This window comes from Halosimplex rarum, from assembly GCF_047715405.1.
Classification (GTDB): Archaea; Halobacteriota; Halobacteria; order Halobacteriales; family Haloarculaceae; genus Halosimplex; species Halosimplex rarum.
The window spans coordinates 2,361,343-2,381,817 of the sequence record NZ_CP180412.1 but is presented as its reverse complement, the minus strand read 5'-3'; the positions used below and the strand labels follow the sequence as shown (position 1 = coordinate 2,381,817).

Below are 20,475 nucleotides of genomic sequence, written 5' to 3'. Positions count from 1 at the left end.
GTCTCGACCTATGAATCTTCTCGTCGAGAGTCACGTCGCGACGTCGGGCGTCGCGCGCGTCGTCAGGACGTGCGCCCCGACCAGGACCGAGACCGCGACGAGGATGAGCAGTCCCTCGCGGACGGACGGCAACAGCCCCAGCGAGACGATGAGCGTCGTCGCGCACGCCGGCGGGTGGACGGCGTCGGACGCGAGCATTCCGGCGCTCGTGAGCGCGAGCGCGATGACGCCGCTGGCGACGAGCGCCGCGAGCGCCGGCGACCGCGGCGCGAGATCGGCCGTGACGACGACGCCGGACCCCAGTAGCCGATAGGCCGCCAGGCCGGCAGCGACGCCGATCGCGTGGCCGGCGACGATACGCACCAGCCGGTCGCGGGCCCGCGTCCGCTGGGTCGCCAGCAGGTACGCCGTCGGCCCGAGGCTCGGGAACACGAAGGGCGTGCCCGTGAGCCAGGCGACGACGCCCGTCACCGCGAGCAGGGCGGCCGCGTGCAGCGACGTCTGGACGGCGTGGCGGTCCACGTCCGCGAGTCCGTATCGGCGACCAAGAGGGTGACGTTTCGTGGACGTTCGATCAGTTCGAGCGAGCCTCGAACGGCTGGGCGATGCGACCGACACAGTCGGTGACGAGACGATCCTCGTCGTCGCGGACGGGGCGTTCAGGCTGTCGGCCGGCGGTCACTCCTCGCTCCGTGCCACCTTGCTCACTCCGAGCGCGAGCGCTCCGACGACGAACGCCAGCACTCCCATCGCCAGCGCCGAGACGGCCGACAGCAGGGCCGACGAGCCGTCGGCGAGCGTGATCGCGTTCGGACCGAGCGTGACGGCGACGACGACGGCGGCGGCGAGCAGCCCGGCGGTCTCCGTCCGGGTGAGCGGCTCGTGGAGGGCCGACAGTTCCATGACAGGACGTTCGGTTCGTCGATGGAAAACCGTTGTGTCCCCCGGATGAGCTCGCCGCTGGTGTCGGTGACGTCGAAAAAATTCGAACGCGTGAACGGCCCGTCGCGCGTTCAGTCGTCGACCGCTGGACTACGCCTATTCGCCCTTCTCGATCGGGGCGCCCACGAGGTTGCCCCACTCGGTCCAGGAACCGTCGTAGTTGATGGCGTCGTCGTAGCCGGCCAGTTCGTGCAGCGCGAACCAGGCGACCGACGAGCGCTCGCCGATGCGGCAGTAGGCGACGACCGTGCCGTCACCCTCGATGCCTTCCTCGGCGTAGAGGTCGCGGATCTCGTCGGCGGTCTTGAAGGTGCCGTCGTCGTTGGTCACGGCCGCCCACGAGACGTTGCTGGCACCGGGGATGTGGCCGCCGCGCTGGGCGGTCTCCTGGAGGCCCGGGGGCGCCAGGACCTCGCCGGAGAACTCCTCGGGCGACCGGACGTCGACGAGCGGCAGCCCCTTTTCGACGGCGTTCTCGACGTCGTCGCGGTAGGCGCGGATGGACTCGCGCGGGCCGGAGGCCTCGTAGTCGACTTCGGAGAAGTCGGGCTCCTCGTCGGTGAGCGGGTAGTCGTTCTCGACCCAGTAGTCGCGGCCGCCGTCGAGCAGGCGCACGTCGTCGTGGCCGTAGTACTTGAACTGCCAGTAGGTGTACGCCGCGAACCAGTTGGCGTTGTCACCGTAGAGGACGACCGTTGTGTCCTCGCTGATGCCCGCCGAACCCAGCAGGGCCTCGAAGTCCTCCTTCTCGAGGATGTCGCGCTCGACCTGGTCCTGGAGGTCGGTCTCCCAGTTCCAGCCGATCGCGCCCGGCGCGTGGCTCTCGTCGTACAGCTCGGTGTCCACGTCGACCTCGACCAGTCGATAGTCCGAATCGTCGCTCTGGAACTCGTCCAGGTGCTCTTCCACCCAGTCCGCGGTGACGAGTACGTCTTTGGCGTAGTCGCTCATGATTCATAGAACCGTAAGTCTACCAGCTATATACACCTAGGACTCTCGGCATGTCCCGCCCCTTGACGACTATAGCGGACAGTGTTGCCGACGATGGCCGTGCCGATGGTTCTCACGGTCTCTCGATAGTGCTCTCGACGGGTCGCCGCGACCGGCGGACGGCTGCCACCGGGGTGGCGCGGGGCCCGAGCGGGCGGGGTTTATGACGCGAGCGGTGACCGGTCGTTGCGGACATACTTGCCACTACCTCCGACCGGCCGGGACAGACATCTTCAAGCGCCTCCTCGCCCGACACGGGGACATGAGTGACATCGTGGTCTCGGCCGAGTGGGTCGCGGACCGACTCGACGAGGTCCGGATCGTCGACGTGCGCGACGCCTGGGAGTTCGACGGCATCGGCCACGTCCCCGGTGCGGTCAACGTCCCGTTCGACTCGTTCCGCGCCGACGCCCACGCCGCCGAAGACGAGGCGAGCGACGGAGGGTCCGACGCCGACGGCCCGTCCGGCGACGCGGGCGGCGACCAGGGGATGTTGCCCGGGGCCGACGTCTTCGCCGACCTCCTGCGCGAAGCGGGGATCACCCCCGACGACCGGATCGTCGCCTACGACGACACCCACGGCGTGTTCGCCGCCCGCTTCCTCGTGACCGCGGAGCTGTACGGCCACCCCCGCGACCGGCTGCACCTGCTCGACGGCGACTTCTCCGCGTGGCGTCTCGACCACGAGACGACGAGCGACGTCACCGAGTTCGAGCCCTCGGACTACGCGGTCGACCCGCCCGCCGAGACGCCGCTGGTCGACATCGAAGCGGTCGCGGCGGCCATCGAAGCCGACGACACCGTCGTCGTCGACACCCGGGAGGCCTGGGAGTACGAGGAGGGACACATCCCCGGCGCCGTCCGACTGGACTGGCGGGAACTCGTCGACGACGAGACGCGCGGGCTCAAACCCCGCGAGGAGATCGAGGCGATCCTCGACGAGCGAGGACTCACCCCCGACCGGCGAGTGGTGCTGTACTGCAACACGGCCCGGCGCATCAGCCACACCTACACCGTCCTCAGACACCTCGGCTACCCCGACCTGGCCTTCTACGAGGGGAGCCTCACGGAGTGGGAGGCGGCCGGCCGCGAACTGGAAACCGGCGAGTGAGCGAACAGCGGTCGCTGCCGGACCGGTTCGACTGCCGCGAGCCGATTTCGACCCCGGTCAGTCGTCCGCGGGTCTGTCGTCCGCGTGCCTGTCGTCGGGGGCGGATCGTTCGTCGGTCCGGGAGCGTTCGCTTGCAGCGGACTGTTCGTCCGCGGGCGGATCCGACGGTGGCTCGTCCGTCGGGTCGACAGCACTCCCGTCGAAGGTCTGCTGGACGGTCGTGCGTTCGTCGGTGATGATCTCGACCACTTCGACGAGGAGCGCCACGATCAGCGGGCCGGCGATGACGCCGACGACGCCCAGGCTCAGCGTCCCCCCGGTGAACCCGACGAAGTAGAGGCTGGCGGACATCCCGGTCGTCACCGAGGCGAGGCGCGGCCGGATGAGCGCGTCGGGGAGGAAGCCGATGAGGACGAGGCCGGCGATGGCGACGACGAGCGCCGCGGTGATCTCGCCGGCGAGCGCCTGTCCGGTCGCGACGGCGACGATGAGCAGGCTCGGGCCGATGACGGGGATGAACTGGAGGAGTCCGGAGAAGAACGCGAGCGTGAACGCCGCCTCGTAGCCCAGCAGCCAGAAGACGAGGTAGGCGACGAGGAAGGTCCCCAGCGCCGTCGCCGCCTGGAGGACGTACAGCGCGTAGAGCGTGTCGCGCACGCACCGGTGTAGCGCGAGGACCACGTCGTGGTACTCGCCGGGGACGAGGCGCAGCATCGCCTGGCGGACGCTCCCCGGTCGCAGGAGGAGGCCGTAGATGAGGAAGACGAACAGGAATGCCTTCAGGGCGATGACGGGCGCGGCGCTGGCCGTGTCGACCGCGATGTCGAGGATCGACTCGCGCGCTTGCGTCAGCAGGGCGCTCACGTCGATCACGTACGTCACCCCGAAGAGCGAGATCGGCTGTTCGCTCGGGATCGAGCGGAACAGCCCGAACAGCACCGACTGCCGGATGTAGACGGCGTAGACGATGGGGGTGAGGACGAGCGCGACGAACAGGAACCCGACCACGGTCGCGCCGGCGGCGGCGAGACGGCGAGGGACGCCCCGCCGGACGAGGGCCCGCCGAACCGGATAGAGCACGTAGGCCACCGTGATGGCGAAGAAGACGGTCCCGAGCACCCGAGAGAGGATCCCGAGCGTCAGGAGCCCGATCCCGACGAAGAGCCCACCCAGCACCTGCTGGCGCCGCGTCAATGCCATACCACTTCGTGTGTCCGAGGTCTACAAAACGTTTGGCACGGGCTTGCCGACTACGTCCGCGTTCGCTGCGGATCGCGTCAGTTCTGGGGGATTTACGGCCGACGTCGAAACTCAGGGGGCGACGCCGACGGTCAGGAGGGTGCCGTGCTCGCGGTAGCGTTCCACCATCTCCTCGCGCGTCTCGAAGCCCTCGATCGGGAACTCGCCGGCCGGCGGGAGTTCGGTCTCGGTGTCGGGGATGCGGTCCTGACCGGCGACGTGGAAGCCCGCTTCGCGGAACCGCTCGCGGTACTCCCGCTCGGTCCAGCGGATCATCGGCACGTCGACCAGATCCTCCCACCGGTGCGTGTGGACGCTCTCCTCCCAGTAGTTCACCGCGCAGTAGAACGTGCCGCCGGGTCGGAGCACCCGGTGTAGCTCCTCCAGCACGGCGTCTGGGTCGCGCGCGTAGAAGAACGCCTCCATCGACCAGCAGTGGTCGATGCTGTCGTCGTCGAAGGGCAGATGCTCGAAGTCGCCGTTCAGGAAGCCCGAGCGAGGGTCGTCGGTGTACGACCGGGCGTTGCGGGCCATCTCCGGCGACGCGTCGATCCCGTACGTGCGCGCGGCGTCGTTGGTCTCCCGGAGCGCGCGCCCGGCGTATCCGCTCCCGCAGCCGAGATCGAGGACGGTCTCGCCCTCCTCGACGGGCATCCGCGAGAGCGCGTGTTTGGCGGTGTGCCAGTGGCGTTCCTCCATGCCCTCGTCGCGGCCGTCCCGGGCCCACTCGTCGAACTCCTCGCTGACGCTCATGTTCGGGCCGTGGGCGGGCGCGATGAAAACGGTTCTGTGTCGGTCTAGCCGGCCCGGAAGCTGACGCCCCGCGCCGGTCGGGATGTCGGCGAGGTGAGAAGACCTATGTCCGACGGCGAGGTACGGCCGGCCGTGCAACCCCCTCCGTTGCTGGTCGAGCGGCCGCTGGTAGCGGTCGCGGTCGGGCTGGCCGCCCTCGTTGTCATCGCCAACCCCTTCGTGCTCGCCTACTGGGCGCGCAGCGAGGCGCGGGCGAAGGGGTCGTCGACGTTCGACGTCTTCCTCTACATGCAGCTGGCCGTCGGGACCGTCCACTACTGGTACGTACGGTTCGCTCGCGGCGACGCCGGACCGCGCGACGCCCCACCGACCCGACGCGAGCGACTGGCCGGCAGCTACGCGATGGCAGTTGTCACCGCCTTCGTGGTCGGTGCGATCCTCTCGCCGCCGGACCCGATCACTCAGGTACTGTACTTCCTCCCGCTGTTCGCCGGGTCGTTCGCCGCCGCGTATCTGGTGGCCTCGACCGCGACCGAACGGCGTTCGGCGGCGACGAACTGACTCGCCCTGCCGCCATCGCCGCCGCCGTCGTGGCGGGGAACGCCAGGATTTAGGTGATGCCCGGGAAATCGCGGAGTCATGGGACGGGCGCCGCGGTACAAGCTCGCCGACACGGCCCAGCAGGTGGTCGGCGGGTTCCTCCTCGCCGGGCCGTTCGTCGTCACCGAGGAGGTGTGGACGCTGGCGGAGAACATGACGTGGTGGCACGTGGCCGCCACCGTTGCCGTCGTGTTCGCCATCGGCTACGGCGCCCTCTACGAGGCCGACGACGACCGCGACCCCGACCGCGAGGCCGAGGTCGCGGGTATCCCGCTCCGTTTCGTCTCGCTCATGCTGGTCTCCTACGGGTCCGTCGCCGTCCTCGCACTCACGCTGACAGCGCCGAGCACCTTCGTCGAGAACGCAACCACGTTCGAACGCGCGCAGATCACCGCCCGCGCCGTCAGCGTCGGCGCCATCTTCAGCGTCGTCGGCGCCGCGACCGCCGACAGCGTGTTTTAGGGATTATCTGTGTGTGCGAAGGTATCGAATGGGCCGTAATCTTTGGAGGCCGCTCCCGAGGCTTGCGAGTCCAGCCAGTGTCACAGTTCCACAGATGATGTGGGCATTACTGTACGGATTGCATCCGCCGCTGTAGACCAGGGCGAAATTCGGTCCGATGTGGACCCCCTTCGGATTAATTTCCTCACACAGGAGTTGCGGGAACAGGGTGCCGATATTCGCCAGTCCGATATAGAGGAGCAGAAGACCGAGGAGTATCGCCGTGAACGAAAATGAACGTGAGGTAGTCATGGAACTCGGCAGTCGCAGTTCTATTCACCCAGAGAACATTTAAACCACATTGTTCAGACGTGGAGGAAAGCAGACATCCACTGATGGGGCGACGAATCAACGGCTCAATTAAAATGCTATCACAAAGTCAGAGTTTCGCTCGAAGAGATCGAAAATTAACGCACTGTGCCGGCTACAGAAACGGTACTGAGCATTCGCGCGAACGTAGTGAGCGCGATTCGCCGTCAGAGCGAAGCGCTGACGTGCCCTCGTTCGCTGGCGCTCACGAGGACACCGGTCGCGACCGCAGGGAGCGACCGGCTTTTTCACCCATGTTTTTGGGCGGGGGGTTCCCGCAGGGAGCGTAGCGACCGAGGAAACCCCCCGGCGAAAAAGATGGAAACAAGATGGGATCTGGTCCCGCAGGCTTAAGGCGATACCAGCCTCTCAACTGGACATGGATTACCGTCTCGCTATCGAGAACGCGCCGGACACGGTTCCCGGCGGGACCGGGATCCTCCTCGTGCATCCGAGCACGGGAGAGACCGACCGGATCGACACGGACTTTCTGAGTACCGATACCGACCACATGCTGGTCATCTCGACGCGGACGACGGCGCGGGAAGTGCGCCAGAAGCTCGAACACTACGAGGTCGACGAGGAGCGGGCGACCATCCTCGACGCGCTGTCGGTCGAGCGCGGCTACACCCGTCGGCAGTCCGAGAACGTCAAGTACGTCTCCGCGCCGGACGACCTGGACGGTATCGTCGACGAGACGCGCGTGTTTCTCGAATCCACGGAGGGCAAGCGGCGCGTCAGCCTCGACTCCGTCACCGAGATGATCTACTACTCCGACGCCGAGCGGGCGGGCGAGGCCGTCGACGCCATCCTGGAGTTGCTCGACGAACACGACGCCGTCGGGCTGTTCCACCTCGCGAAGGGGGTCCACGACGAGGGCGAACTGGAGGACTTCCGCTCGCGCTTCGACGGCGTGGTCGACCTCTCCGAGGACGGCTCGGTCACCGCCGACTTCTGAGCGCGGCGCTCCTGTCGATGGACGCTATCGAGAAGAACGGTCGATAGCCGCGCCGGCGTCAGTCGTCTGCGTCAGTGGAAGCGCCGCGGTCGCCCGAAGAACGGAGGCGGGCGTAGCCGGCGCGGAGTCGGTCGCGGATCCAGCGGCGATGATAGACCGTCTCGCCGCCGGCCCAGCCGAGGGTCAGCAGGACCGCGCCGAGAGCGCCGACGAACGCCCAGGGGCTCATCCACACGGGGCGGATCCACGGCGCGATGTGCGCCCAGCGCTCGGCGAACCAGTCGGCCTGCTCCGAGATGGGCGTCCCGGCGAACGTTCCGGAGACCCAGTCGGCGAAGGTCGCTCGCTCGGTCGAACCGGGCGTCAGCGCGGCGCTGCCGTTGAGGCCGTAGGCGCCGCTGGCGCCCTGGTCGCTGATGGTCGGCCCGCCGGGTTCGTCGCCGAGGTTGACGCGTTCGGCCTCGTAAGTGCCCCACGGGGCGTAGTACTCCCAGACGACCTCGCCTTCGGGGGTGACCTCCATGACGCGGTGGTTGAGCGAATCGGTGACGAGCGTGTTGCCGTCGGGCAGGCGGTCGGCGTCACGGGGCCAGTTGAGGTTGCCGTCGACGCCGAGGTTCCAGGTCCGCTCCCACGTCGCCGAGCCGTTCTCGCGGCCGGTCAGTTCGTACTCGACGACGCGGTCGTTCTCGCTGTCGGCGACGAGTATCGCGGGCGTGCCGTCCTCGCTCTCGACGTAGTTGGGGTTGTGCTGTTCGTACATGACGCTGTGGTCGCCCGGAGCGCCCAGCGAGAGTTCGACCTCCTTGGTCGACCGGTTGACGACGACGACCTCGTCCATGTTGCGCGGGGAGGCGAGGTAGCGGCCTTCGCCGATCTTGTCGACGTCGTTGACGTGGGTCCAGTCGTTGCCGTCGCCGGCGTACTGGCCGCCGTCGTCGCGGTCGTAGCGACGCTCGAACTGGTACTCCCAGGTCACCTCGTCGGTGGTGCGGTTGTAGACGAACAGGCGGTCCTCGTTTCGCTCGGACGTCGCGTTGTAGTTGCGCATGTCCGCGACGAGCAGCTCGTCGCCGTTGATGAGGTCGACGTCGTGGGTGTCGTGAGTGTCGAGGCGTTCGGTCCAGACGCGCTCGCCGCTGGCGGGGTCATACTTGAAGACGGTCGTGCCGCCGGGGCGGGCGCCGACGACGAGGAGAGTCCCGTCCTCCAGCGGGTCGACGTCGTAGAACCACGTCACGTCGCTCTGGGGCTCGTAGTTCCACTCCAGGTCGCCCTCGGGGCCGACGGCGACGAGGCGGGCGGGTTTCTTGGAGCTGTTCTGGCCGCGACCTTTGAACCCCTGGACGGCGATGACCGTGGTGCCGTTCGCGGGTTCGTCGATCGCCCCTTTCTGGAGTTCGATCGGTTCGTGCGTGAGCGCCGAGACGCCGGACGGCACCAGTAGTGCCACGACGAGGGCGAGCACGCAGAGGCGGGCGACCAGCGGTCGCGTCAGTGCGAGCGAATCCCTGTCCATGAAATTGACCCCCGGGGAACGCGCGTTCCGGTTGTCCGAGTGCAGCCGTCTCTCGGATATAACCGTACCGCTCTCCACCGGTCGAGCCGCCGGGACCGACCGCTTCCACCCGATCGACCGATACCGCCTGAACGACCGCTCTCACCCGTCCGACCACTCTCGCCTGACCGACCGCTCTCGCCCGCCTGACCTCCCCTGGCCGGCTGTGTCCACGTCCGGGATCCGGCTCGCGCTACCGATCCCGGCGACGATTGCTCGAACAGTAACGGGCGTCCTGTCGGGGCGGGCGGTCCGGCAGTTGCCGCTCGCGCTCGATCCGCCGGTTCACCCGATGAGCGCGGGAATCGGCGGGGTGTGCGTGCTACTACCAAATCACCAACCATTAAGTTTCAGTACTCGAAGGGATACAACGTATGCCGGAATGCCAGAACTGCGGTTCCTTCGTTACGGCAGACTACGCACGGGTGTTTACGCCGAACGGGGTCGAGTCGCCGCGCGTCTGTCCTCAGTGCGAGGACAAGATCCGCGACGGGGCCGACGTTCGCGAGGCGCGCTCGACCCGTCGCGGATAGGGTCCTGTATCGTCGTGTAATCCTGGGGGGAGGCGAACTGGCCGAGTCGGGGGGCACACCCGGATCGTTGTCAGAACGCTTCTCCTGTGCTCGCACCGGCCAGCCACGGCTTCCGGCGTCGCCACTGAAGCGAGCGCGTTCACTCGTCGACCGCGTCGACCAGCAGGTCGCGCGCCTCGGCGAATACCTCCTCGGCGCGGCCGTCGTCGCGGGCCTCGGCGGTGATACGGACGATCGGTTGCGTGCCGCTGGCCCGCAGGAGGAACCAGGCGTCGCCGAGGTCGACGCGGACGCCGTCGAGCGTCGTCACGTCGTCGTACTCCCCGAGGACGCGCTCGCTCACCCGCTCCATCACCGCCGCCTTCTCGTCGGTCTCGACCGAATCGCGCCGGATGGGGTAGGTTTCGACGTCGGCGATGCGGTCCGCGAGCGGGCGCTGGGCGGCCAGCGCCGCCAGTTTGCAGGCCGCGAGCGGACCGTCGGGACAGAGCGTCTCCGACGGCCAGATCCAGGCGCCGCTGGGCTCGCCGCCGAAGGCGACGCCGGCTTCGCTGGCCCGCTCGGCGACGTACACGTCGCCGACGCGCGTGCGTTCGACGGTCACGCCGTCGTCGGCGAGGTGGTCGTCGACGGCGAGGCTGGTATCGACCGGGGCCGCGACGCTCTCGCCCTCGCTGGCCGCCTCACGGGCGAGGAGCGCGAGCGTCACGTCCCCGGAGGCGTACGTCCCGTCGCCGGCGACGGCGCGCATCCGGTCGGCGTCGCCGTCGTGCGCGATCCCGAGGTCGGCGTCGCTCGCGGCGACCAGGGACGCGAGCGACCGGCAGTTCTCCTCCGTCGGTTCGCTCGGCCGGCCCGGGAACGAGCCGTCGGGCTGGGCGTTGAGCGTCTCGACCTCGCAGCCCAACCGCTGGAGGGCCTCGACGGTGACGCCGCCGGCGCCGTTGCCGAGGTCGACGACCACCGAGAGCGGTTCGACGACGTCGACCGCGTCGACGAGGGCGTCAACGTGGCGGTCGGTGCCGTCGCGGCGTTCCCGCTCGCCGAGGTCGTCCCAGGCGTGAAGGTCGGTCGTTCCCTCGCGGACGCGCGTTTCGATCTCCTCGCGGAGCGGGCCGTCGTACGCCTGGCCGGAGGGCTGCCAGAGCTTGATGCCGTTGTCGGGGGCGGGGTTGTGCGAGGCGGTGACGACCACCCCGGCGTCGCCGTCCTCCAGGGAGACGCTCCGCGCGACCGTCGGCGTCGCGGCGAACCCGAGGTCGACCACGTCGGTGCCCGACTCCCGGAGGCCCGCGGTGAGGGCGTCGACGAGGAGACGCCCGCTGTCGCGGGCGTCCCTGCCCACGACGACGCGGTCGGCGTCGACGCCCATCGCTCGTCCGACCGAGAGCGCGAGCTCGGCGGTCACGTCTTCGCCGACGGGTCCCCGGATGCCGCTGGTTCCGAACATACCTGACCGTCGGAGGACTGGACCAAAAAACTCGGCCGTCCGCGTCGGGCGGCGGCGCCCGACCGCGGTCGGTTCACGGATGGGGACGCGAGCGCGTCCCCCGCTCGCGGATTAGTCGGCGCCGTGTCGCGGCACGTAGCCGCACTCGTCGCACTGCCAGGACTGGTGTTCGAAGGCTATCTCGCCGTCGCAGTCGGGACAGGTGAAGGCCCCGACGGTCGCGTACTGCTGGGTTGCCATTATCGACGTACATCTCCTCGTCCCGTTTAAGCGTTCCTATTATTCTGACTTGAGAATATAAGGTCGTCCGTCCGCGGCCCTACATCGCTTATTCCCATTGTTGTGATGGATTACCACGGATGATCAACTCGGAATCGAGTAAAAATCGATAGGCACTATTTGTAATAGTGTGTATTATCATCACAGCACTGCCCTTAGGTATTTACCGGAAACCTTTACCTGTGGAGACGGCGGCTGTGCTGACATGGCAACGACAGAATCCTGGAGCGACCCGGAACGGTGTCCGTTCTGCGGCGCGAAACTCGCTTCGCCCGGCGCGGGCTTCGTCGACCACACGGCCGAGAGCCCGGACTGCGAGACGAAGTTCGAGACGTGGCGCGACCGGATCACGGACGACGTGGCCGGCGGCTGGAGCGGCTAATCGAGTAGAAGCGGCCGATAGGCTGGCGGACCGATGTGCCCCTCTCGTGCACGCCGGAGGGAGACGCGTTCGCCGTCGCGGGCGACCGGGCGGTGCCAGTAGCGTTTTGCCGGGGGGCGGCCTTGACCCGGGCATGAATCAGAGCGAACGCGAGGAGGCCAAGCGCCGCGCGGGCGAGAGCGCGGCCGCGGAGGTCGGGGACGGGACCGTGGTCGGACTGGGCAGCGGGAGCACGGCGGCCCACGCCATCCGGGCGCTCGGCCGCGAGGTCGACGCCGGTCTCGACATCGAAGGCGTCCCGACCTCCTTCCAGGCCCGGGAGATCGCCATCGACGTCGGGATCGAACTGACGACGCTGGACGAGGCCGACGTCGACGTCGCCATCGACGGCGCGGACCAGTTCGCCGGCGCCGACCTCGTGAAGGGCGGGGGCGGCGCGCACGCCCGCGAGAAGATCGTCGACGCCGCAGCCGACCGCCTCCTGGTGGTCGCCGACCCGACCAAAGAGGCCGATGTCCTGGACTACCCGGTCCCGGTCGAGGTACTACCCGACGCGCGGACGACCGCCGCCGACGCCGTCCGCCGCCTGGGGGGCCAGCCCGAACTCAGGCGCGCAGACCGCAAGAGCGGGCCCGTCGTCTCGGATAACGGGAACCTGATCCTCGACTGTGACTTCGGAGCGATGCCCGACCCGGCGGGGCTGGCGACCGATCTGTCGGCGCTGCCCGGTGTCGTGGAGCACGGGCTGTTCGTCGACTTCGCCGACGAGGTACACGTCGGCACGGAGACTGACGTCACCGTCTTCGAGCCGTGACGACGTTCCCCCCAAAAAAGCGAAACTGAGTCGACCTTACAGGTCGCGCGGCTGAACCGTCTTGCGGTCGTTCGCTTCGGCTCGTCGCTGCGCTCGCTCGAGGAGCTCTTCGACTTCCTCGTCGAGGGCGTCGTAAAAGTCGCGGGAGACGTTCATCTCTTCGAGCGCTTCCTTGACCGAATTCTTGACAATGAGGTCTGCCATACAAGATGTCTGAACAAATGGATGGTTTATAAACTTTCCCAATTATACGCAGTCTCGCCGCCTTTGTCGGGGGTCTGAGCGCCGCTCCCGGCTTGTCGGACCGTCGGAACGACGCGTGTTTAAGTATCTTGTGGAGTATCGGAGTGTGGATCGGCCCGGATCGGGGCGCAACGGCCCCGTGGGACCGCTCGCGCGCGCTCGGCGGCGAGTGAGCGGCCGGGCGCGCGCCACCGCCCGAGACCGTGGCGGAGGGGGACGGTCAAGTGGGTCGAACACAGAGGGGGGATATGCGCGAACTACTCGAAGCGGTCGCGGCGGGCGACGTCTCGCCCGCGGAGGCCGAAGCGGAGCTCGCGGGCTACGCCACAGGCGACGCGGGGCGATTCGACGCCGCCCGCACCGACCGGAGCGGCGTCCCCGAGGCCGTGCTGGCGACGGGCAAGACGCCGGCGGAGGTCGCGGCGTTGGCCTCGACGTCGGTCGAGACGACCGGACGGGCTATCGTAACACGGGCGGACGAGACGGTCGCCGAGGCGGTCCGCGACGTGCTCGGCGCGGACCATCCGACGGCCGCCGTGGACGTCGACGATCGGTCGGGCGTCGTCGTGGCTCGGATGCCCGATTTCGAGCGTCCCGATCTAGACGCGTCGGTGGGCGTGGTGACCGCGGGTACCTCGGACGCCGTGCCCGCCGGCGAGGCGGCGGCCATCGCTCGGGAGATGGGCGCGACGGTCGAGCGCGTGGACGACGTGGGCGTCGCGTCGCTCGCGCGTGTGGTGGATTCTCTGGAAACCCTCCGCGACCAGGACGTGCTGGTCGTCGCCGCCGGCCGCGAAGGCGCGCTCCCCACCGTCCTCGCCGGGCTCGTCGACGTGCCGATCATCGGGCTCCCGGTCTCGACGGGGTACGGCCACGCCGGCGAGGGCGAGGCCGCCCTCTCGGGGATGATCCAGTCCTGTACCGCCCTCTCGGTCGTCAACGTCGACGCCGGCTTCACCGCCGGCGCGCAGGCCGGGCTGATCGCCCGGCGGATCGACGAGGCGAGGGCCGACCGGTGACCGCGCAACGCCCGCGCTGGCGGCCAGCGGCCGGTTACGCGAGTGACACCAAACCACGTTGGTATACCCGTTATATCCGGGGCACGCCAACCGTCTGGTACCGGTTGACAGCCGGGAGAAACCAATGCCAACGTGTAACCACTGCGGCGCGCACGTCTCCGACCAGTTCGCTCGCGTCTTCGCCGACGAAGGCGGGGCCGTCCACGCCTGCCCCAGTTGCTCGGCGAACGCGGGCATCGCGGAAGTCGCGAGAGAGCGCGCGCTCGAAGCGTAGTCCCCGCACAGCCCCATGACCGACCTGCGGACCCCGGACGCCGATCACTTCGTGTACGTCCTTCGGTGCGGTGACGACACGTTTTACACCGGCTACACCACCGACGTCGAGCGCCGCGTCCGCGAGCACGACGCCGGCGAGGGCGCCAAGTACACCCGCGGTCGGACGCCCGTCCGCCTCGTCCACGTCGAGGGGTTCGACTCGCAGTCCGCCGCGATGTCCCGCGAGTACGAGATCAAACAGCGCTCGCGGGCCGCCAAGAAACGGCTCTTCGACGAGGGGGGCGTGCCCGCGGCGCTGGATCTGCCGGCCTCCCTGCTCGCCGACGACGCCCACTGAACCCCGTTTGATCGCCGCTCCCGACGGGTCCGTTCGTCGTGATAGCACGCCACGCACACACCTTTTTCCGGTCGGCACCGGTGCCTTCGGGCATGACCGCAGACGCCGACGCCATCGACTTCGGCACCGACGGCTGGCGGGCGACGCTCGACGAGTTCACCGCGCCGCGCGTCCGCATGGTCGGCCAGGCAGTCGCGACGTTCCTGCGCGAGGAGGCCGACGGAACCGGCGCGGACGGCGCGGCCGGGACCGTCGCGGTCGGCTACGACGCCCGCGAGAGTTCACGCGGGTTCGCCGAGGAACTCGCCCGCGTCCTCGCCACGAACGGCTTCGACGTGCTCGTCCCCGGCCGCGACCTCCCGACGCCGGTCGTCGCCTGGACCGTCCGCGAGCGCGACCTCGCCGGCGGCCTGATGATAACCGCCTCGCACAACCCGCCCGAGTACAACGGCGTGAAGTTCCTCCCCAGCGGCGGCGCGCCCGCGCTCCCCGACGTGACCGACGCGCTCGCCGAGCGCCTCGCCGAACCCGACCCGCTGCCCGATGGCGAGTGGGGCGCCGTCGAGGAGACGGACCTCGTGGGCCCCTACACCGAACGCGTTCTCGACGCCGTCGACGCCGACTTCTCGGACCTCTCGGTGGTCTACGACGCGATGCACGGCAGCGGCCGCGGCGTCACCGACGTGCTCCTCGAACGCGCGGGCGCCGACGTGGAGCGACTGCGCTGCGAGCGCGACCCCGAGTTCGGCGGCGACTCGCCGGAACCGACCGCCGACCACCTGACCGACCTCGCCGACCGCGTCGCCGACTCCGGCGCGGACCTGGGGGTCGCCAACGACGGCGACGCGGACCGCATCACCGTCGTCACGCCCGAGCGCGGCGTCCTCGACCCGAACCTCTTCTTCGCCGCGACGTACGAAGCGGTCCTCGACGAAGACCTGTGGTCGGCGGAGGCGACGACGAGCGACGACGTGGTGCGGACCGTCTCGACCAGCAGCATCGTCGACCGCGTCGCCGAGGACCACGGCCAGGAGGTCCACGAGACCGCGGTCGGGTTCAAGTGGGTCGCCCAAGCGATGGACGAGCACAACACCGTCATGGGCGGCGAGGAGAGCGGCGGATTCGGTCTCACCGCGCACGTCCGGAACAAGGACGGCGTCGCGTTCGCGCTCCTCGCGGCGGCCATCGCGGACGCCGAGGGCTACGACGAGCGCGTCGACGACCTCCTCGACCGCCACGGCGGGATCGTCCAGGACCGCGTCAGCGTCGACTGCCCGGACGAGCGGAAAGCGCCCGTGCTGGCGGAACTGGAGGACGCGCTGCCCGACGAACTCGCCGGCGCAGCGGTCGAGGACGTCTCGACCGTGGACGGTTTTAAGGTCTTCCTCGCGGACGGGACCTGGCTGCTCATGCGTCCGAGCGGGACCGAACCCAAACTCCGCGTCTACGCCGAGGCGGGCTCGCAGGACCGCGTCGACGAGTTGCTCTCGGCCGGCCGCGACCTGGTCGAACCGCTCGTGTGAGTCGCCTCGCTCGTTGCGGTCGAACCGGTCGCGCCGGTCGTTTCGACCCGTTCTCTCACTGTTCCGGTCTGCCGCGGAGCGCGTCGAGTTTCCGACAGACTTCGTCCACCGGGGGCCGGTCCCGCGGCGAGTCGCCCCTGTGCGCCCAGGCGAACCGCGGTTCGTCGCCGCGCGTATCGAGGACGAACGTCGCGGGGAGGCGACCGAGGAAGTCGTTCGCGGCCCCGAGCCCGCCGAGCTGCGTGGGCTGGTCGTAAGCGTCGGCGATGGCGCCGTCGGGGTCGGCCAGCAGCGGGAACGGCGGGTCGTACCTGTCGACCCACCGGCGGGCGCGCTCCGCGGGTTCCGGGAGGACGGCGACGACGGCCGCGTTTCGGGCCCGGAAGTCGTCGTAGCGGTCGGTCAGCGTCCGCACCTGTTTCCGACACCGGTCGCAGTGGAAGTCCCGGAGAAAGGCGAGGACGACGAACTCGGCGTCGCCGAGCGCCGCCAGCGAGCAGGGGTCCGGCCCCGCGCTGACGTTCGCCAGCAGGAACTCCGGCGCAGCGAGCGGGTGGTTCATCGACCGCTGGTTTCGTCCCGAGGGTGATGAACGCTCGCCTCTCGGTCCGCCGCGCGCGGCGCGGTCGCTACTGTCAGCGCTCGGTACATTCGAAGGAGCCGCGGAACCGATCGCTCGCGTCGAGGGCCGTCACAGAGAATCCCAGGGCTTCGTAGAACGGTCGCACGTTCGCATCGAACTCCGCGACGAGTCGGTCGTACCGGTCGGCGGCCGCCGCGACGAGCGCCCCGCCGATGCCCTGTCCGCGCCGGCGTCGACGGACCGCGACCGCGTCAATTTCGGCCGTTTCACCGGTGTCGCCGGGAACGCTTTCCTCGCCCGGGCGGACGAGCACGAGCGCCCCGAGGACAGTCTCGTTCGGGGTGTCGGACCCGGATCCGTCGCGGACGGCGACGAACGCGTTGCCGCGGTCGATGCTCGCCCGGACGCGGTCCGCGTCGGTTTCGAGCGCGCCGGCGTCAAGCACGCCGAGGATGCCCGGCAGATCCTCGGCCGTCGCCGGCCGGACGGTCACGTCGCGGGTCATCTGAGGTGTTGGCGGGTCATCTCGGTCTCACTCCCGGAGGCCGTCGAGCGCGTCGAGCACGGTCGTCATCGAGGGGTGGTCCCACGACGACCTGCCGCGGTAGGTCCACGCGACCACGGGTTCGTGCCCGCGCGCGTCGACGATTGCGACCGCGGGGAGGCGACCGAACACCGGGACCCACTCGCCGAGGAACGACAGTCGAGCGGGCTGGCCGTAGTCGTCGCCGGCGCTCGCGTCGGGGTCGACCAGCAGCGGGTGGGGGAGTTCGAAGCGCTCCTGCCACTCCTCGGCGCGCTCGCGGGACTCGGGGAGCACGGAGACGGCCACGGCGTCGCGGGCGCGCAGCGCCGAGAACCGCTCGCCGGCCCGCTTCGCCTGAGACCGACACTCCGCGCAGTCGTGGTCGTCCTGGAAGAGCAAGACGACGAACGACTCCTCGTCGGCCAGCGCGGTCAGCGAACACGGGTCCGGACCGGGGCCGACGTTCGGCAACTCGAAGCCCGGGGCCGGCTGGGTGCCACTCATCGACCACCGATACACCCCCGCGCGTCAAAAACAACCGTCTTTTCGTTCGGCGCGGCCGCTCGATACGGCGGCTTTACTTCGGGTCCTCGTCGACTGCTGGGAGCGTGAACGAAAACGTCGACCCCTCGCCGGGCTCGGACTCGACCCAGATATCGCCGCCGTGGCGCTCGACGATCCGCCGACAGAGCGCGAGACCGATACCGGTCCCGGCGTGTTCGTCGCGTCCGTGGAGCCGTCGGAACACCTCGAAGATCTCGTCTGTCGCGTCCGATTCGATCCCGACTCCCTCGTCGCTGACCGAGACCGTCCACGCCGCGCCGCGTCGCTCGGCGGCGACGTGAATCCGCGGCGGCGCGTCCCCACTGTACTCGACGGCGTTCGACAGCAAGTTCTGGAACACCTGGCGCAACTGGGCGGGGTCGCCCTCCACGGTGGGGAGCGACTCGGCGGTGATCTCGGCGCCGCTCTCCTCGGTCTGGACCTGGAGATCGACCAGCACGTCGTCGAAGACGGCGTCCAGGTCCACGGCGGTGAACGGGTCGCCCTGCGTCTCGACGCGCGAGTATTCGAGCAAGCCGTCGATCATCGCTTTCATCCGGTCGGCGCCATCGACGGCGAATTCGAGGAACTCCTCGCCGTCCTCGTCGAGTTCGTCGCCGTACCGCTGCTCTATCAGCATCAGGTAGCTGGTGATCATCCGCAGCGGCTCCTGCAGGTCGTGTGAGGCGGCGTAGGCGAACTGTTCGAGGCGCTCGTTGGACGCTTCGAGCCGGCGCTGGATCCGCTTGCGCTCGGAGATGTCTCGCATGATGCCCGTGAAGAACCGCTCGTCGCCGAACTCGGCCTCGCCGAACGAGACCGCGAGCGGGATCTCCGACCCGTCGGCGTGCCGGCCCGGCAGTTCGACGTACTCCCAGTCGAGCGTTCGCTCGCCGGTCGCGAGGTACCGGTCGACTCCCTCGAAGTGCTGGTCGGTGAACTCGTCGGGCATCAGCAGCGTCAGCGGCTCCTCGACCACCTCCGACTGCTCGTACCCGAACACGTCCGCGACCGACGGGTTCACCGACCGGACGACGCTCCGCTCGTCGATCGTGACGATCACGTCGCTGGCCGCCTGGGTGAGCGCGCGGTACTGTTCGAGTTCCCGTTCGCGTTCCCTGCGCTCGGTCACGTCCCGAGCGACGGCGACGACGTACGCACGGTCCAGTTCGACGTAGGACGCGTTGACTTCCACCGGGTAGGTGCTCCCGTCTTTCCGGCGGTGATACCCGTCGAAGGTGCGGTCTCCCTCGGTCTGCAGACCCTCGACGAACGAGCGCCACGCCTCCCGGTCGGGGATCTCGGTCTCGACGTCGGGAACAGATAGCCGCAGGAGCTCCTCGCGGCTGTACCCGCGGCGGCGACAGGCGGTCTCGTTGACGTCCAGATACTCCGCCGTCTCCGGGTCGATGACCAGTACGCTATCCGTCGACTGATCGAGAAGGGTTCGAAATAGCTCGCGCCCCGCGTCCCCCTCGTCGGAAGGCACCATCTCACCCCTCGTACGGTCTCGCGGGCTGTAAGGCCTTCTTTCAGGATGAGTAACCCGACGGAACGGACGGGAAGAACGGGTGAACGACGGGCGCGTTGCCACCCTCTCGAACCCCTTCGTCGGGGCCGTCGACGGTCGCGCGGGTCACCCGCCTTTGACGAGTCGCAGCACCTCGACCGCGTCGGTCTCCACGGGGGCGTCTTCGGGGACAGGGCGGCCGTCGACCAGGACGGACACCTCGTGGGCGCTGTACGGAAGCGGGTCGAGCAGGTCGGCGTAGGTGGCTCCCTCGTCGATCTCGACCTCGCGGGTGTCCTCGCCGGCGACGGCGACCGTGACGCGCATACCCGAGGATCGGGACGGGCGGGCTTGAGCGTGTCGTCCCGCGGTCGGCCGGACCGGTATCGCGGCCCGGTCAGTCGGCGGGTTCGGCGCCGGAGTCGTCGACGTCCGGGGACCGATCCCTCCGTTCGCGGCGGCCGCGGCGGTCTCGATAGCCGTCGGCGAGGACGGCGACGAGCGCGCCGAACCCGAGCAGGAAGACGGCGAGGCGAACGAGCGGGTCGACGACCGGGATCAATCGGAGGAGCGCGACGACGAACACGCCGAGGAGGAGCGCCGCCCAGCGGTTCTCGACGTCGGCCAGCGAGAGGAGCCACGAGCCGAGGACGAACCGGCCGTAGATGGTTCCGACCCAGGCGAGCAGGGCGAACGCGAGGGTGCCCGCGAGCGCGAGCGGGATGCCGACGATGGTGATCGCGAGAGCGACGAGCACGACCGGGACGGTGACCAGCGTCAGCAGGCCGATCCCGCCGGTCCGGAGCGGGTCAGCGGTCGCGCGTTCGGCGACGTCGCCGGAGAGTCCGGGGAAGACGAGCAGGAGCACGGCGCCGAACAGCACCGCGACGGCCATCCCGTAGATCGTGAAGAAGACGCCGGGGATCGCGAAGTCGCCGCCGGGGCCCACGCCGAGGTCGTCGCGCTGGGTGATCGTTCCGTCGATCGTCGCGCGGTCGAGACCGGTGACGTCGCCGTCGTAGACGAAGTCGCCCGCGATCCGGGCGTTCTCGCCGAGCGTGATTGTGTCGGCGCCGAGGCGAGCGTCACCGAGGACCGTCCCGGAGAGGACGATGTTGCCCGCACCGGCTTCGAGCGTTCCGTTGATCCGCGCGTCCTCGCCGACGGTGAGGCTCCCGCCCGCGGCCGAGACGTCGCCGCCGACGGTGCCGCCGATCCGGACGGTCCCGGCGGTCGCTTCGACGTCGCCCTCGACGGTCCCCGCCACGAGAACTGACCCGCCGAACGCCTGCAGGTCGCCCTCGACCGTGCCGCGGACGACGACGGTCCCGCCGAACGCCTGCAGGTCCTCGTCGATCGTCTCGCCCTCCTCGACGACGACGGTCTCGCCGCTCCGCGTCGCCGCAGCGGCCACACCGGGCATCACCGAGAGAACGACGAGCAGTACCACTCCGAGTGCTATCGCTGTGCGCCGCATGGATCGTCGATACGATCGG

General features: G+C 69.2%; 25 protein-coding genes. 10 read left to right on the top strand and 15 right to left on the bottom strand.

All coding sequences use genetic code 11. From position 1 onward, the window contains the following. Positions 1–30: 30 nt before the first annotated feature. The 3 genes from ACMGFH_RS11450 to ACMGFH_RS11440 form a co-directional block, all read right to left on the bottom strand. Positions 31–522 carry an HPP family protein gene (locus ACMGFH_RS11450; protein ID WP_415378576.1) on the bottom strand — a complete coding sequence of 164 codons (492 nt, stop codon included), beginning with the start codon at positions 520–522 and terminating at the stop codon, positions 31–33. A gap of 156 nt (positions 523–678) precedes the next feature. Continuing rightward, positions 679–903, bottom strand: coding sequence for a hypothetical protein (locus ACMGFH_RS11445; protein ID WP_415378575.1), 225 nt, complete (start codon positions 901–903; stop codon positions 679–681). 135 nt (positions 904–1,038) lie between these two features. Next, on the bottom strand, positions 1,039–1,893 hold the full coding sequence (locus ACMGFH_RS11440; protein ID WP_415378574.1) for a sulfurtransferase: 855 nt from the start codon (positions 1,891–1,893) through the stop codon (positions 1,039–1,041). 301 nt (positions 1,894–2,194) lie between these two features. Here ACMGFH_RS11440 and ACMGFH_RS11435 point away from each other — a divergent pair, with 301 nt between their 5' ends. After that, positions 2,195–3,043, top strand: coding sequence for a sulfurtransferase (locus ACMGFH_RS11435; RefSeq protein WP_415378573.1), 849 nt, complete (start codon positions 2,195–2,197; stop codon positions 3,041–3,043). 57 nt (positions 3,044–3,100) lie between these two features. Here ACMGFH_RS11435 and ACMGFH_RS11430 read toward each other — a convergent pair whose 3' ends face one another. Next, a complete protein-coding gene (locus tag ACMGFH_RS11430) occupies positions 3,101–4,243 on the bottom strand; it encodes an AI-2E family transporter (protein WP_415378572.1) in 1,143 nt (380 codons plus the stop codon). Between the two features lie 111 nt (positions 4,244–4,354). Then, entirely contained in the window at positions 4,355–5,035 is a 681-nt protein-coding gene (locus tag ACMGFH_RS11425; RefSeq protein WP_415378571.1) for a class I SAM-dependent methyltransferase, read from the bottom strand. Between the two features lie 132 nt (positions 5,036–5,167). Here ACMGFH_RS11425 and ACMGFH_RS11420 point away from each other — a divergent pair, with 132 nt between their 5' ends. From ACMGFH_RS11420 to ACMGFH_RS11410, 3 genes are all read left to right on the top strand, one after another. Further along, positions 5,168–5,596, top strand: a complete 429-nt coding sequence (locus ACMGFH_RS11420; RefSeq protein ID WP_415378570.1) for a hypothetical protein — start codon at positions 5,168–5,170, stop codon at positions 5,594–5,596. A 78-nt stretch (positions 5,597–5,674) separates the two neighbouring features. Beyond that, a complete protein-coding gene (locus tag ACMGFH_RS11415; RefSeq protein ID WP_415378569.1) occupies positions 5,675–6,097 on the top strand; it encodes a DUF2391 family protein in 423 nt (140 codons plus the stop codon). Between the two features lie 727 nt (positions 6,098–6,824). Beyond that, the gene (locus ACMGFH_RS11410) at positions 6,825–7,403 is read left to right on the top strand and encodes a hypothetical protein (RefSeq protein ID WP_415378568.1); all 579 of its coding nucleotides are present in this window, start codon (positions 6,825–6,827) and stop codon (positions 7,401–7,403) included. Positions 7,404–7,461: 58 nt separating this feature from the next. On the opposite strand, the gene ACMGFH_RS11405 is transcribed toward ACMGFH_RS11410, so the two are convergent. The 3 genes from ACMGFH_RS11405 to ACMGFH_RS11395 all read right to left on the bottom strand — a co-directional run bounded on the left by ACMGFH_RS11405 (position 7,462) and on the right by ACMGFH_RS11395 (position 11,184). Beyond that, on the bottom strand, positions 7,462–8,922 hold the full coding sequence (locus ACMGFH_RS11405; RefSeq protein ID WP_415378567.1) for an aryl-sulfate sulfotransferase: 1,461 nt from the start codon (positions 8,920–8,922) through the stop codon (positions 7,462–7,464). A 711-nt stretch (positions 8,923–9,633) separates the two neighbouring features. Next, the gene (gene glmM / locus ACMGFH_RS11400; protein WP_415378566.1) at positions 9,634–10,944 is read right to left on the bottom strand and encodes a phosphoglucosamine mutase; all 1,311 of its coding nucleotides are present in this window, start codon (positions 10,942–10,944) and stop codon (positions 9,634–9,636) included. 111 nt (positions 10,945–11,055) lie between these two features. After that, positions 11,056–11,184, bottom strand: coding sequence for a hypothetical protein (locus tag ACMGFH_RS11395; protein ID WP_415378565.1), 129 nt, complete (start codon positions 11,182–11,184; stop codon positions 11,056–11,058). A gap of 244 nt (positions 11,185–11,428) precedes the next feature. Between ACMGFH_RS11395 and ACMGFH_RS11390 the strand changes: the two genes are divergently transcribed. Beyond that, positions 11,429–11,605 (top strand): hypothetical protein, encoded by a 177-nt coding sequence (locus ACMGFH_RS11390; RefSeq protein ID WP_415378564.1) that lies wholly within the window; start codon positions 11,429–11,431, stop codon positions 11,603–11,605. Between the two features lie 133 nt (positions 11,606–11,738). After that, positions 11,739–12,419, top strand: a complete 681-nt coding sequence (gene rpiA / locus ACMGFH_RS11385; protein ID WP_415378563.1) for a ribose-5-phosphate isomerase RpiA — start codon at positions 11,739–11,741, stop codon at positions 12,417–12,419. Positions 12,420–12,455: 36 nt separating this feature from the next. On the opposite strand, the gene ACMGFH_RS11380 is transcribed toward rpiA, so the two are convergent. Beyond that, complete coding sequence (locus tag ACMGFH_RS11380) at positions 12,456–12,623, bottom strand: DUF1931 family protein (RefSeq protein WP_415378562.1); 168 nt, start codon at positions 12,621–12,623, stop codon at positions 12,456–12,458. 287 nt (positions 12,624–12,910) lie between these two features. Here ACMGFH_RS11380 and larB point away from each other — a divergent pair, with 287 nt between their 5' ends. The 4 genes from larB (at position 12,911) to ACMGFH_RS11360 (ending at position 15,817) form a co-directional block, all read left to right on the top strand. Further along, positions 12,911–13,681 carry a nickel pincer cofactor biosynthesis protein LarB gene (larB, locus tag ACMGFH_RS11375; RefSeq protein ID WP_415378561.1) on the top strand — a complete coding sequence of 257 codons (771 nt, stop codon included), beginning with the start codon at positions 12,911–12,913 and terminating at the stop codon, positions 13,679–13,681. A gap of 124 nt (positions 13,682–13,805) precedes the next feature. Beyond that, entirely contained in the window at positions 13,806–13,955 is a 150-nt protein-coding gene (locus tag ACMGFH_RS11370) for a hypothetical protein (protein ID WP_274325719.1), read from the top strand. A gap of 15 nt (positions 13,956–13,970) precedes the next feature. Further along, positions 13,971–14,294 carry a GIY-YIG nuclease family protein gene (locus ACMGFH_RS11365; protein ID WP_415378560.1) on the top strand — a complete coding sequence of 108 codons (324 nt, stop codon included), beginning with the start codon at positions 13,971–13,973 and terminating at the stop codon, positions 14,292–14,294. A gap of 92 nt (positions 14,295–14,386) precedes the next feature. Beyond that, positions 14,387–15,817, top strand: coding sequence for a phosphoglucomutase/phosphomannomutase family protein (locus ACMGFH_RS11360; RefSeq protein ID WP_415378559.1), 1,431 nt, complete (start codon positions 14,387–14,389; stop codon positions 15,815–15,817). 55 nt (positions 15,818–15,872) lie between these two features. Here ACMGFH_RS11360 and ACMGFH_RS11355 read toward each other — a convergent pair whose 3' ends face one another. From ACMGFH_RS11355 to ACMGFH_RS11330, 6 genes are all read right to left on the bottom strand, one after another. After that, a complete protein-coding gene (locus ACMGFH_RS11355; RefSeq protein WP_415378558.1) occupies positions 15,873–16,379 on the bottom strand; it encodes a peroxiredoxin family protein in 507 nt (168 codons plus the stop codon). Positions 16,380–16,452: 73 nt separating this feature from the next. After that, on the bottom strand, positions 16,453–16,905 hold the full coding sequence (locus ACMGFH_RS11350; RefSeq protein WP_415378557.1) for a GNAT family N-acetyltransferase: 453 nt from the start codon (positions 16,903–16,905) through the stop codon (positions 16,453–16,455). 27 nt (positions 16,906–16,932) lie between these two features. Further along, positions 16,933–17,430, bottom strand: a complete 498-nt coding sequence (locus tag ACMGFH_RS11345; RefSeq protein WP_415378556.1) for a peroxiredoxin family protein — start codon at positions 17,428–17,430, stop codon at positions 16,933–16,935. A 73-nt stretch (positions 17,431–17,503) separates the two neighbouring features. Continuing rightward, complete coding sequence (locus ACMGFH_RS11340; RefSeq protein ID WP_415378555.1) at positions 17,504–18,961, bottom strand: sensor histidine kinase; 1,458 nt, start codon at positions 18,959–18,961, stop codon at positions 17,504–17,506. A 144-nt stretch (positions 18,962–19,105) separates the two neighbouring features. Continuing rightward, on the bottom strand, positions 19,106–19,306 hold the full coding sequence (gene samp2, locus ACMGFH_RS11335; RefSeq protein WP_415378554.1) for a ubiquitin-like small modifier protein SAMP2: 201 nt from the start codon (positions 19,304–19,306) through the stop codon (positions 19,106–19,108). Between the two features lie 70 nt (positions 19,307–19,376). After that, a complete protein-coding gene (locus ACMGFH_RS11330) occupies positions 19,377–20,456 on the bottom strand; it encodes a bactofilin family protein (RefSeq protein WP_415378553.1) in 1,080 nt (359 codons plus the stop codon). Positions 20,457–20,475 lie beyond the last annotated feature (19 nt).